Origin of the sequence: Streptomyces sp. NPDC098101 (assembly GCF_044760185.1) — a bacterium.
GTDB lineage: Bacteria > Actinomycetota > Actinomycetes > Streptomycetales > Streptomycetaceae > Streptomyces.
In genome coordinates, this window is sequence record NZ_JBIWAS010000008.1 from 126,925 (window position 1) to 139,956 (window position 13,032).

The 13,032-nt window shown below is 74.4% G+C and carries 6 protein-coding genes; 1 reads left to right on the plus strand and 5 read right to left on the minus strand.

All coding sequences use genetic code 11. The features are described 5' to 3' along the window. Window positions 1-102: 102 nt before the first annotated feature. The 3 genes from ACIQVI_RS29625 to ACIQVI_RS29635 all read right to left on the minus strand — a co-directional run bounded on the left by ACIQVI_RS29625 (window position 103) and on the right by ACIQVI_RS29635 (window position 4,778). A complete protein-coding gene (locus ACIQVI_RS29625) occupies window positions 103-873 on the minus strand; it encodes an NUDIX domain-containing protein (RefSeq protein ID WP_121828396.1) in 771 nt (256 codons plus the stop codon). Between the two features lie 145 nt (window positions 874-1,018). Continuing rightward, window positions 1,019-3,172: a glycogen debranching N-terminal domain-containing protein gene (locus tag ACIQVI_RS29630; RefSeq protein ID WP_403601382.1), complete on the minus strand. Its 2,154-nt coding sequence runs from the start codon at window positions 3,170-3,172 to the stop codon at window positions 1,019-1,021. Window positions 3,173-3,287: 115 nt separating this feature from the next. Beyond that, the gene (locus tag ACIQVI_RS29635; protein ID WP_403601385.1) at window positions 3,288-4,778 is read right to left on the minus strand and encodes a DUF4192 domain-containing protein; all 1,491 of its coding nucleotides are present in this window, start codon (window positions 4,776-4,778) and stop codon (window positions 3,288-3,290) included. Between the two features lie 406 nt (window positions 4,779-5,184). Here ACIQVI_RS29635 and ACIQVI_RS29640 point away from each other — a divergent pair, with 406 nt between their 5' ends. Beyond that, complete coding sequence (locus ACIQVI_RS29640) at window positions 5,185-6,300, plus strand: winged helix DNA-binding domain-containing protein (RefSeq protein ID WP_351968811.1); 1,116 nt, start codon at window positions 5,185-5,187, stop codon at window positions 6,298-6,300. A 101-nt stretch (window positions 6,301-6,401) separates the two neighbouring features. Here ACIQVI_RS29640 and ACIQVI_RS29645 read toward each other — a convergent pair whose 3' ends face one another. Further along, a complete protein-coding gene (locus ACIQVI_RS29645; RefSeq protein ID WP_403601389.1) occupies window positions 6,402-9,527 on the minus strand; it encodes a condensation domain-containing protein in 3,126 nt (1,041 codons plus the stop codon). 42 nt (window positions 9,528-9,569) lie between these two features. After that, window positions 9,570-12,986, minus strand: coding sequence for an amino acid adenylation domain-containing protein (locus ACIQVI_RS29650; RefSeq protein WP_403601392.1), 3,417 nt, complete (start codon window positions 12,984-12,986; stop codon window positions 9,570-9,572). Window positions 12,987-13,032: the final 46 nt, after the last annotated feature.

The following is a 13,032-nucleotide window of genomic DNA, read 5'->3' on the forward strand; positions in this document are numbered from 1 at the left end:
GACACCGCTCCGCGGCAGGGCGGCGCTATCGCAGCAAGATAACGCCACATTTAGGACTTTCCGCGCAGCATTGGCGCCCTGGGGCGCCGGATGTCCGCTCCCTCAGACCTCGGGGCGCAGCATGGGCGGGTTGAGGAGGGTGGCCCCACCTGCCCTGAAGAGCTGGGCGGGACGCCCTCCCTGACGGGTCGTGGTGCCACCGGCCGGGACCAGGAAACCGGGCGTGCCGGTCACCTTGCGGTGGAAGTTGCGCGGATCCAGGGCGACGCCCCAGACGGCCTCGTAAACGCGCCGCAGCTCTCCGACCGTGAACTCCGGCGGGCAGAAGGCCGTGGCCAGGGAGGAGTACTCGATCTTGGAACGGGCGCGCTCCACCCCGTCGGCGAGGATCCGGGAGTGGTCGAAGGCGAGCGTCCCCCCTCCCCCGCCGTCGGCACCGGCGGCCGCGTCCTCACCGAGCAGTTCCTCCACTGGGGCCCAGCGGGCGCTGTTGGCGTCGCCGCCCGCCCTGGGCGCGGGCAGGTCGGGGGCGAGGGCCAGGTGTGCGACGCTCACCACCCGCATCCGGGGGTCGCGGTCGGGTGCCCCGTACGTCGCCAGCTGCTCCAGGTGCGCGCCGTTGCTCGGTACGGGCGACGGGGCGGCCGGGTCGTACGCGCGGAGGCCGGTCTCCTCGACCAGTTCGCGCGCGGCGGCGGCGCCCAGGTCCTCCTCCGCCCGCACGAAGCCGCCGGGCAGGGCCCAACGCCCCTGGAACGGCGTCTCTCCCCGCCGCACGACCAGGGTGCAGAGCGCGTGGCGCCGCACGGTGAGCACGACCAGATCGACGGTGACGGCGAAGGGCGGAAAGGCCGACGGGTCGTAGGGAGGCATGTCGCGATCATAGTCGTCTTCCTGACGATAAACACGCCCCGTGGAATCTTCGGCGACGACTTCCCCGGTGTGTTCTCCGGTGCGTTCCCCGGCGTGCTCTCCGGCGTGCCGCGAAGCTTCTCTCGTGTCCGTGTCCGCCATTCCGTCACACCCCCAGTTGAAGGCCCTCTGCGGCCTCCTCGACCATACCGAGACCGAGCCCGCTCACCCGCACGGCGAAGGGCTCGCCCGCGACCACCAGCCCCGACAGGCGGATCGGTCCGAAGGGCGCGGAGGAGAGCGGGCGCACCGAGACGGACCGGCCCGGGGCGTCGGGCCGGATCCCGGCGAGGGCGAGGAGGGCGTGCACCGCCCCGGCCGCCGCGACGGCCGCCGGACGGCACGCGGCCGGGTGGGGCACCGGGCGGCCGCCCGTCGTCCGCTGCTCCCCCGCGTACATCTCGGGGAGCCGGTGGTCGAAGGCCCGCGCCGCGTCGAGCAGTCCCCGCAGTAGGGAGGCGGCCTCCTTCTCGTGTCCCGCGGCGGCGAGACCGGCCACGGCAACGGCTGTGTCGTGCGTCCGGACCGCGCCCGTCCGGTGGCCGAAGGGGTTGTGGCCCGGCTCCTCGGCGCCCAGGCCGCGCAGTCCCCAGCCGGAGTCGAGGGCCGGGGTGCCGAGCATTCGGGCCACCCGCTCGATCTCCGCCCGGTCCAGCAGGCCCTGCGCGTACCGGCCGCCGCCCAGTAGCCCGGTGTCGAGCAGGTGCGCCGCCCAGCCGCCCGGCCGGGACCAGGCCCGGCCGTCCGCCGCGAGGGCGAGGACGGGGCGACCCCCTGCCGTGTCGTCGATCCAGAACGTGCGCCGGAACCGTTCGCGCAGCGTCCTCGCCGTGTCGCGCAGCGCGTCGCCGCCCGGTCTCCCGCAGGCGTCGAGGAGGTCCGCGCCGAGCAGGGCCGCCCGGTGCGCGTGCGCCTGCGTTTCGGCCCGCCGGGGGCCGGTGGGCCCCGGGTCCGGCACGAGGCCGTCCGGGCCGGCGGCGCGGCGCAGCCAGTCGAGGCAGCGCTCCGCGACGGGGAGCAGCTCCTCCAGGTCCGCCGACGGCAGCCCCCAGCGGCGGGCCTCGGCGAGCACGGCCGGGAAGGCGAGCGTGGCCTCGACGCCCGTGCAGCGGGGCGGAAGGTGCGGGCCCGCGTCCCTGAGGGGCCCGGGAATGCGGCCGGACTCGGGCCCGTCGCCGGGGAGTTGGGTGCGGCCGAGGGCGCGCAGGGTGGTGGCGGCGAGCCGGGTGCCGAGGGGGAGGGCCATCCGGGCCGCCCAGAGCGCCTCGGCGGTGACCGGTCCGCAGCGCCAGGGGACGCCGGCGGCGAGGTACACGTCCGCGGGGTGCTCCGGGGTGCGCTGGAGCAGGGCCCGCAGGTCCTCGACGGACGTGCGCAGCAGTGCGCCGGGGCCCGGGTCGTCGGCTTCGGCCAGGGCCTCGGCGAGGAGATGGCCGCCCGGCCGCCCGGAACCCGCACCCGGGGAGCCCGTGGGGCGGGCCGTCGCCTCTCCTCGCACCCGGAGGCCGATCGTGAACGCGGCTCCGGGAGCCAGCTCGGCCTCCCAGCGCAGGACTCCCGCCGCCGCCAGGGAGTCCGAGGGCGCCGGGTCCGCGGTGACGGCGGCGGACCGTCCGTCGCTTCCGGTCCAGCGCAGTCCGGTTCTGTGGACGCTCGCCGCGAGTTCGGGTCCGGGTCTGCCGGTCGCCACCGCGCCCAGGTCCGCGAGATCCGTGCCCAGAGCGATTTCCACGGGGAGCCGGAGGGGGCGGGCGGCGACGCTTCGCAGGGTGATCCGCTCGGTGCCGTCGGCGCTCCGCGTGCGTTCGACGGTGAGGCCGGGGTCGGGTCCGGCTTCTCCGGGGACGCGCAGGACGCCGAGGAACACCGCCCGGTCGGCGGACGCCATGCGGCCCTGGAGGGCGACGGGTTCCCGGCCCGCCACCCGCAGGACACAGCGGGAGAGGAGCCGTCGCCCCGCGACGTACACGCCCTCGGGTCCCTCGCCGGTGAGCTGGCCGTGCTCGGCGCAGAGGGCGAGGGCGGGCAGGGCGACGCAGACGAGCGCGCCGTGCACCGGGGGAAGTTCCACCGGACGTGCGGCACGCGGGAGCGCGGCGCCGGGGACGGGACCGGCCGGAGGGCCGGTGGGGCGACCGGGGACGAGGCCGGTCGGAGGGCCGGTAGGCCGCCCGGGGACGAGGCCGGTGGGGCGGCCGGGGGCGAGCCCGGCAGGAAGGCCGGTGGGGCGGTCGGGGGCCGGGACGGGGCTGGGGGCCATGGCGGGTGCGGGGTGCTCTCTGTGCGGACCGGGCGGCCGGCGGAGTGTCGGCGGCACGGTTCGTACGTCTCCGCCAGAGAGCTGAACGCGTTCACGGGCGGCCGGGTCACGGTCGTCACCGTCCGCTCCTGGTGCCGCGCTGTCCGCCGTGCTGCGGGGAACCGCCTCCGGGCCTGCCGGTGGCGGGTCCGCCGGGCCGGACTCCGGCCGCCGCCCGCCGGTCCCTCGCCCCGGTCTGCCGTCCGGCCCTGCCGAGGGCCGGACGGGTTCCCTGCCGGCGGGAGGCGCGCATCCGGACCCGTCGGGAGGGCGTAGGGGAGGGCTGCTCCGGGGCGGTACGGGAGTCCCGCTCGCTCCTCAGGCAGGAGCGGAGCGATTCGGGGTCGAGACCCTCGTTGCAGGCCTGGTGGAGGAGCTGGGCGAAGACGTACTCGGGGTCGGCTTCGAGTGCGAGGCCGAGCGCGACCCGGGCGGTCGGCTCGTCGCCGGTGGACCAGGCCGTCCAGCCCACGAGGGTGAGGGGCGCGGCGGCGTACTCCTGGTAGGGGGCGACACAGCGCCGGGCCAGGACGCGCCAGAGGCGCAGGGCAGCGGTGCCCTCCCAGCCCTCCATCCATTCGGCGGCACGGTCCCGGGTGATCCGGTCCTGGAGGCCGAGGATCAGCGCGGCGGCCTCCTCGGAGGTGATCAGGGCGTCGTCGGCCGCGTCGGTCGTCGCACCCTCGGGCGCGTCGGTGAGGGCCCTTCCGGGGAGCGTCGGGCCGGTCGGGTGCGACGGGGACTGCGGGGACTGCGGAGTCGGCGGGGTCTTCAGGGGCTGCGAAGTCTTGGGGATCTGCGGGGCATTCGGAGTCTTCGGAGTGTTCGGGTTGGCGAATCGGCGGAGGATCTCGCGGGCGAGGGTCAGTGTCCGCTCGCGCGTCTCCGTCCGCTGCCGACCCTCGGGGTCTTCGAGGATCCGGGGGACGACCGAGGCGGCGGCCGCGTCGAGCGCGGCCCGCTGCCCTTCCTCCCCCGGCCCGCCGGTCGGCTTCAGCCGGGCTTCCATGTCCCGCAGGGAGCCCCGCACCCGCACTCCGGCGTACGCGGCGGTCGCCGCCATCACCGTCGTGCCGCTGAGTGCGAGCGGGGTGCCGTCGGGCGGACAGCAGCGCGCGTCGGGGCAGCAATAGGAGAAGTAGAGGCCGTCCGAGATGCAGAGGGCTTCGTAGACGGGGATGTCGAGGGCGCCGCAGGCGGTGCGCAGGCGCTGGGCGAAGGGGCGCAGCCGCTCCATGACCCGGCGGCCCGTCTCGCCGGGGGCCGGGTCCTGGCAGAGGAAGACGACGATGCCGTCCGGTCGGGCGCCGGCCCGGGCGCCTCCCTCGACGAGGCATTCGGCGAGGTGGTCGGCGGTGGAGGCCCATTCGCGGGGCGAGCCCGGGATGCCGAGCCTGACGCGGCCGCCGAAGCGGCCGTGCTCGCCGTGGAGGGCGACCAGGACGACGGAGTCGGTGGGGTGGAAGCCCAGCATGAACGGGAGGGCGTCGGCCAGTTCGGCCGGGCCTCGCAGGGTGATCTGCTGGGTACGGGTGGGTCCGCTGGTTTCGTGGCGATTCGCGTTCATGGCCAGGACGGTCTCGTGTTCTGCCGAAATCCGAAAGCCCTGTGGATAACTCACGGATCGGGGCATCCGCCGGTCTTTCGAGTTATCCACAGATTCGGGCCTGATGCCCACGATGTCCGTGGCACCGGGTTGCATGGAGGCATGACTCACACGACCTACTCGGCCCCCACCACCTACTCGTCCCGCTCGACCCGTTCGTCCCGCTCGACCCCTTCGTCTCTCGCGAACCGCTCGAAGATCTCGACCCGCTCGAAGATCCGGTCGCGCTGCGAGGCGGTGCGGGCCGCGTTCGCCCGGTTTCGCCGAAGTGGCTGGACTCCAGCCGTTCTCCAGTGGAACGGACGCGTTCCGATGTGCCGTTCGGGCAGGATGGCAGCCGATCTGCGACCTACACCGAGGAGCGCTCATGCAGGTGACTCAGGATCAGGTACTCGCCTGGCGGCTGCGGCAGCAGGGCCTCGCCCCCCGGCGGACGGCTTCTGTCGCGGAGTTGGTGCGGGAGCTCGCGGGGGTGCAGGCACAGGTGGCCTCGTCCGCGGAGCTCGCCATCGCCACCCGGCAGCGGAAACCGAAGGCCGGTGCCGTGGAGAAGGCGCTCGAGGCCCGCGAGGTGGTGAAGACCTGGGTCATGCGGGGCACGCTGCACCTCGTGGCGGCCGAGCACATGGCGGCCTACCTGTCGCTGATGGCGGCGGCCCGGACCTGGGAGAAGCCCGCCTGGCAGCGGACGTTCGGGGTCACGCCGACGCAGATGACGTCGCTCGGCGAGGCCGTCGACGACATCCTCGCCGGCAAGACCCTCACCCGTCAGGAGCTCACCGAGGCCCTGGTCGCCCATGGCAGGTTCGCCGCTCTGAAGGAGCAGCTGACGTCCGGTTGGGGGACGGTGCTGAAGCCGCTGGCCTGGACGGGGAAGCTGTGCCACGGCCCGAACCAGGGCAACCGCATCACCTTCGCCTCGCCGCGCGACCGGGTGCCCGGCTGGTCCGGGACGATCGAGCCGGAGGAGGCGGCGCGCACCGTGATCCCCGCGTACCTGGGGGCGCACGGACCGGCGACCCCGGAGACCTTCGACGCCTGGCTGACGCGCAACGCGCACCGCAAGACGGCGGTGCGCGGCTGGTTCGCCTCGCTCGGCGAGGAGCTGGCGAAGGTGGAGGTGGACGGGACGGCGTGTTACGTGCGCGCCGAGGACGTGGACGCGCTGGCGGCGGCCAAACCGTCGAAGGAAGTGCGGCTGCTGGCCGGGTTCGACCAGTACGTGCTGGGGCCGGGGACGTCCGACACGCGCATCCTGCGGGCGGAGCGGCGCAAGGCGGTGAGCCGCACGTCCGGCTGGATCACGCCCGTGGTGGTGTACCGGGGACGGGTCGCCGGGGTGTGGGAGGCCAACGACGGGACCGTGGAGGTGCAGTTGTTCTCCGAGAGTCCCGAGGTGCCGAAGAAGGCGCTGGAGGCCGAGGTCGAACACCTGGAGGTGTGCACCGGCCGGTCATACGCGATGTCGGTCAAGACGATCTGAGGCCCGTTCGGGGTGAACGGCGGCGGGGAGGGCGCGGGATCGCCGCTTCCTCACCGCCGCCGTGTCCGGGCCCCCGTTCCGGGGTCCCCGTGGGCCCGCGGTCAGCGGGCCAGGGGTCGGCCCGGCGCGAAGGCCGACAGCGGGATGCTGCCGCCGTCCTCGGCCGTCGCCCGTCGCAGCACCGCCAGGACGTCCTCGATGCGGGCGAGTCCCGTCTCGCGGTGCCACAGTCCGGTGTTGAGTTCGAGGGCCACGCTCAGCCGGTCGGGCCGGGCCTGGCCGTGGAAGGACATCTCGTAGCGGGCGGTGCCGTGCGAGACGAGTTCGTACTCCGCCGTGACGCCGGGCAGGTCCAGCGGCATCCACATCGCCAGCTGGAGTTCGCAGGTGACCTGGAACAGGGGCTGGCGGCTGCCCGAGCGCTCCGGGCGCAGGGCGTCCACCATGTCGGTGACGGGGAGCCGCTGGTGGTCGTACGCGTCGAGGAGCCGGTCGCTGACGCGGCGCTGGAAGTCGGCGAACGTCGGGTCTCCCGAGCAGTCGACGCGCAGGGGCAGCACGTTGAGGAAGCAGCCCATGAGGCGGTCGGCGCCGGGCTGGGTGCGGTTCTCGCAGGGGACGCCGATCACGATGTCGTTCTCGCCGGTGAGCCGGTGCAGCACGGTGAGGACGGCCGTGAGGAACACCGTGAAGACCGTGGTCTGGCGGTTCCTCGCCGCTTCCGACATGGCGGAGAACAGCTCTCCGGGCGCCCAGCCCTGGAGGAACTCCCCCGTCTGTCCGGCGTCGGCCGTCCGCGGCAGGTCGGTGTCGAGGCGCAGTTCGCGGGCTCCGGTCAGCTGCCGCACCCAGTGGCGGCGCAGGCGTTCGCCCTCCGGTCCGGCGAGCATGGCGCGCTCGTCGGCGACGAGGTCGGCGATCCCGGCGGTGAGCGGCGGCAGCCGGTGGGCGCGTCCTTCGACGCGGGCCCGGTAGAACTCGGACAGTTCCTGCATGAACAGCGTCATCGACACCTCGTCGGTGACGAGGTGGTGGAACAGCAGGTGCAGGACGTGCTCCTCCTCGTCCAGGCGGACCAGGCGGACCTTCAGTAGCGGGCCGCGCTCCAGGTCGAGGGGGGTGTGGGCGGTCTCCTCGCGCAGCCGGGCGGCCTCCCGGTCCCGCTCCTGCCGGGACTCCGTTCCGGACAGGTCGATGAGGGGGACGGGCACGTCCAGGCGGGGCGCGATGCGCTGGCGGGGTTCGGCGTCGACCTCGACGAAGGTGCTGCGCAGGGCCTCCTGCCGGGCCACGACGTCCGCGACCGCTCCCCGGAGCGCGGTGGTGTCGAGCGGGCCGTGGAGGGTGAGGAGCATCGGGACGGTGTGGGTGAGCGTTCCGGGGTTCTTCTGCTCGGACAGCCATATCTGGAGCTGGGAGGCGGCGAGCGGAACGAGCTGTTCGGTGTCGGCGGCCGGCCCCGTGGCGGCCGTCCGGGTGTCGCCCGACCCGGGCTCCGTGGCGGTCGTCCCGGTGCCGTCCGGCGCGGGCTCCGTGTCGGCCAGGCTGTCGGTCAGTGTGACGACGCTGCGGACGAGTGCGTCGATCTCCGGGTACATGCGGCGGATCTCGGCGGTCAGCAGGGCGGGCGTGGGGTTCTCGAAGAAGGTGCGCAGGGGCAGGCGTATCGCGAAGGTCTCGCCGATCCGGCCGACGAGCTTCGCGGACAGCATGGAGTGTCCGCCCATGACGAAGAAGTCGTCGTCCGGGCCGACGTCGGGCACGCCGATGGCCTGTGCCCAGACCTCGCGGACCAGGGAGAGCAGGACCGAGTCGGCCTCCGGCGCCCGGTCGGCGCCTTCCTCGTCGTGGCGGGCGTCGTCCTCGTCGGGGAGTTCGACGGCGGTGACGGGGAGGGCGGAGAGCCGGAGGCCGGGGTCCTCGGTCCAGGCGCGCAGCACGGCCGCGTACTCGGCGAGGAGGAGGCCGATCTCGTCGGTGGTGAACAGTTCGGTGTCGTACTCGACCCAGGCGCGCAGCCGGCCGGGGGCGAGGTCGATCTCGGTGATGGTGTCGAGTCGGCCGCGGGTCCGGTCCACCTCGAAGGGTTCGGCGGTCGCGGAGCCGAAGCGGGGCGTGGACACGGGGGAGATCCGGGGCAGGAAGAGGTGCTGGAGGAGGGCGTTGCGGCTGTCGGAGCGGCTGCCGCCGGGGAGGACGGTCTCGACGATCCGGCCGAGGCTGATCCGGCCGTGGTCGGCGGCGGCGGAGACGGCGCGGCCGGCGCGGCCGACGAGCTCCTCGAAGCCGGGGTCGCCGGAGGCGTCCAGGCGGACGGGGACGGTGTTGGCGAACTGGCCGACGACCTGTTCGAGTTCGGGGACGCTCCGGCCCGGGACCATGGTGCCGAGGAGGAAGTCGTCGCGGCCGGTGCGGCGGGCGACGAGTCCGGCGAAGGCGGCGAGCGCCACGACGTAGCCGGAGGTGCGGTGCTTCCGGGCGAGGGCGAGCAGCCGGTCGGCGAGGTCGTCGCCGAGGGGGAACTCCGTCCGGGTGCCCGAGGTGCCCTTCCTGGCGGGACGCGGGCGGCCCGCGCGCAGGTCGAGGACGTCCGGCGCGTCCCGGAGGGCGTGCTGCCAGTGGGCGAGTTCCGCGGTCTCCACCGCGTCGCGGGTGTCGCGCTCCCAGACGGCGAAGTCGCCGAACTGCAGGGCGGGTTCGGGGAGGTCGGAGATCCGGCCCCGGGTGAACGCCTCGTAGTCGTGGACGATCTCTTCGAGGACGAGGGCGGCGGAGGTGGCGTCGCACACCACGTGGTGGCAGGCGAGGACGAAGACCGACGTCCCCTCGCCGGCGTCGTCGGCGTCGATCAGCATGGCCCGCAGCAGCGGCCCCTCCGCGAGGTCGACGGGGCGTTCCACGAAGTCGGTGGCCGCGGCCCGGGTGGCCTCCTCCCGGTGCTCGGGCGGGATGCCGAGCACGCTGGCGAAGGTCAGCGGGGCCTTGTCGGGCGGGGGCAGGACCCGCATCACCGGGATGCCGTCCGGCGCCGGGACGACCGTGCGGAGCGCCTCGTGGCGCGCGACGACGGCGAGCAACGCCCGGCCCAGGGCCTCGCGGTCGACGGGGCCGGTCAGCCGGAGCCCCCCGGCCTCGGTGTAGAGGGTCCTGCCGGCCTCCATGCTCTCGGCGAACCACAGCTGGGCCTGGACGGGGGTGAGCGGCAGCTGCTCGTGTACGGGGTGCATCGCGGGGATCTCCTTGGTCCGTGGTCTCTGGTGGTCCGGGGCTCACTCGTCGTCGAGCGCGGCGAGCATCGCGTCGATCTCGGCCTCGCTCATTCCGGCGAGGGCGGTCTCGCTGTCCGCGGTCAGGGCGGCGCCCACCGCGTAGGAGCCGATGCCCGTGTCGATCTCGACGGCCATCTCGCGCAGGCCCGGGTGCTGGAAGAGGCCGGAGATGGGCACTTCGCGGCCGAGGCGTTCGCGGATGCGGGAGACCAGCTGGACGACCATCAGGGAGTGGCCGCCGATGTGGAAGAAGTCGTCGTCCAGGCCGACCTGGGGGACGCCGAGGAGTTCCTGCCAGATGGCGGCGAGGGCCTTCTCGGTGTCGGTCTCCGGCGGCACGTGGACCCGGGTGCGGGCGTCGGGGCCGGCGCCGGGTTCGGGCAGGGCCCGCCGGTCGACCTTGCCGTTGCGGGTGAGGGGGATCGTGTCCAGGGCTTCGTAGACGGTGGGGACCATCCACTCGGGCAGGCGGCGGCCGAGGGTCCGGCGCAGCTCGCGGCCGGAGACCTCGGTTCCCTCGGCCGGGACGACGTAGGCGACCAGGCGGGGGCTGCCGGTGTTGTCGGCGCGGGTGACGACGACGGCGTCGACGACGTCGGGGAGCGTGAGGAGGGCGGAGCGGATCTCGCCGAGTTCGATCCGGTGGCCGCGGACCTTGACCTGGCCGTCGGCGCGTCCGAGGTAGCACAGTTCGCCGCCGGGCAGGCGCCGGGCGAGGTCGCCGCTGCGGTACATGCGGGCGCCGGGGCCGGGGGCGAAGGGGTCGGGGAGCATCCGGTCGGCGGTGAGGTCGGGTCGGCCGAGGTAGCCGAGGGCGACGCCTGCCCCGCCGACGAAGAGTTCGCCGGGGACGCCGGGCGGGACGGGGTTCAGGCCCTCGTCGAGGACGTACAGGGCGAGGTCGCGCAGGGGGTCGCCGATGACGGAGTCGGCCCCGGTCGCGTCGGCGGCGGTGATGCGCCGGTGGGTGACGTGGACGGTGGTCTCGGTGATGCCGTACATGTTGACGAGGCTCGGCGCCTCGTCGCCGTACGCGGCGAACCAGTCGGTGAGGGCGGTCGGGTCGAGGGCCTCGCCGCCGAACACCACGTACCTCAGGGAGAGGTCGAGGCCGCGTTCCAGGACGATCCGGCCGACCTGGGCGAAGGAGGACGGCGTCTGGTTGAGGACGGTGACGCGTTCCTCGGCGAGGAGCGCGGCGAACTCGTCGGCGGCGCGGGTGACCCAGTGCGGGACGACGACGAGCCGGCCGCCGTGCAGCAGGGCGCCCCACAGCTCCCAGACGGAGAAGTCGAACGCGTGGGAGTGGAACATCGTCCAGACGTCGTCGGGTCCGAAGTCGAAGTGCTCCTCGGCGGAGGTGAAGAGGCGCAGCGCGTTGGCGTGGCTGACGACGACGCCCTTGGGGACGCCGGTGGAACCGGAGGTGTAGATGATGTACGCCGGGGCTCCGGAGTCCACGCCGGAGGCGGGCACGGGGGTGTCGGGGAAGGCCGCCAGGGGGTCGGCGCCGGGGGTCTCGTCGAGCAGCAGGGCGGGCGGGGCGGAGTCGGGGTAGCGGGCGGCCAGGTCGGAGGTGGTGACGACGGCGGCGCAGCTCGCGTCGGCGAACTGGACGGCGGTGCGCTCGGGCGGGTTGTCGGCGTCGACGGGGACGTAGGCGGCGCCGGTCTTGAGCACGCCGAGGAGGGCGGCGGGCAGGTCGGCGCAGCGGTCGAGGTGGACGGCGACGTTGCGGCCGGGGCCCGCGCCGAGGGCGCGCAGCGCGTGGGCGAAGCGGTTGGAGCGGCGTTCCAGGGTCGCGTAGTCCTGCCGCTCGTCCTCGAAGGTGACGGCGGTGCGGTCGGCGTGGCGGGCCGCCGTGGCAGTGAACCGCTCGTGGAGGGTGGTGCCGGTGCCGGCAGGCGGGGCGGCGGGCGTTCCGAGGAGCCGGGCGCGTTCCGGGGCGCCGAGGAGGTCGAGGTCGGCGACGGGGGCGTCGGGGCGCCGGACGGCGTCTTCGAGGAGGCGGTGCATCCGGTCGAAGAACGAGCCGAGGGTGCTGTCGTCGAACAGCTCGTCGTTGTAGGGGAGGTAGCCGGTGACGGTGCCGTTCTCGACCCACAGCTCGGCCATCATGTCGTAGTGCGTCGCGCCGCCGCCGAGGTCGGCGTACTCCACGGTGGTGCCGGGGATCGCGGGGGGCACGGGCGGGGCGTCGCGCAGGCTGAAGGAGGTCTGGAAGACGGGCGTGGAGCCGGGGGTGCGGCGGGTGTCGAGGGCCTGGACCAGCATCTCGAACGGCAGGTCCTGGTGGGCGAAGGCCTCGTTCGAGGCCCGGGTGACCCGGCGCAGCAGCTCGCGGAACGAGGGCCGGTCGTCGAACCGGATCCGGATGGGCAGCCAGTTGAGGAAGTAGCCGATCATCGACTGCAGTTCGGGGCGGCTGCGTCCGGCGACGGGGACGCCGACCACGATGTCGTCCTGGCGCACGTGCCGGGAGAGGGCGGCGAAGTAGGCGGCGAGGAAGGCCTGGTGGAGGGTGGCTCCCTCGGCTCCGGCGAGGTCGCGCACGGAGCGGGTGAGGGCGGGGGCGAAGCGGACGTGGTGGAAGCGGCCGCGGGTGCGCCGCTCGGCGGTGCGGGGCCGGTCCAGGGGCAGTTCGAGGAGTTCGGGGGCGTCGGCCAGGGTGCCCTTCCAGAAGTCCAGCTCGCGCCGCAGGTTCTCGCCGGTGAGCGTCTCCCGCTGCCAGTGCGCGAAGTCCGGGTAGTGGAGGACCGGGGCGTCGGGGGCGGGGGTGCCGTCGCGCTCCGCCGCGTACAGGGCGCCGATCTCGTTCAGCAGGATGCCGAGGGACCAGTAGTCGGAGACGATGTGGTGCTGCACGATCAGCAGCAGCCACTCCTCCTCGGCGACGCGGTGGAGGCGGACGCGCAGGAGCGGGCCGTGCTCCAGGTCGAAGGGTTCGAGGACGGCGTCGGCGGCGCGCCGTTCCGCCTCCCGGCGGGGCTCGGGGTGTCCGGTCAGGTCGTCGACGGTCACGGGGACGTCGACCCGGTCGAGCACGGTCTGCACGGGCCCCTGGGGCGTCTCGGTGAAGACGGTCCGCAGCGACTCGTGCCGCTGGGTGGTGCGTGCCAGGGCGCGCCGCAGGGCCTCGGGGTTGAACGGGCCGTGCAGCCGGAGGGCCGTCGGCACGTGGAAGACCTCGCGGAAGGGGACGAGCCGGTCCATGAACCAGAGGCGTTCCTGCTCGTACGAGAGTGCCGAACCGGTGTCCCCTGCGGGTCGCCGTCCGATGCCCCGCCCCTGCGGCGGGCCGTCCCCGGCCCCTTCGGCCTCGGCGAGCAGCCGGAGGGCGAGGTCGCGTCGGCGCGGGTCGAGGGCGGCGAGCCGTCGCGCGACGTCGTCGTCCAGGTGCAGGGCCAGGTCTGTCATGGCGGACTCCATCGGGTGAACCGGGTCTTCGAGGTGGGTGCGGGGG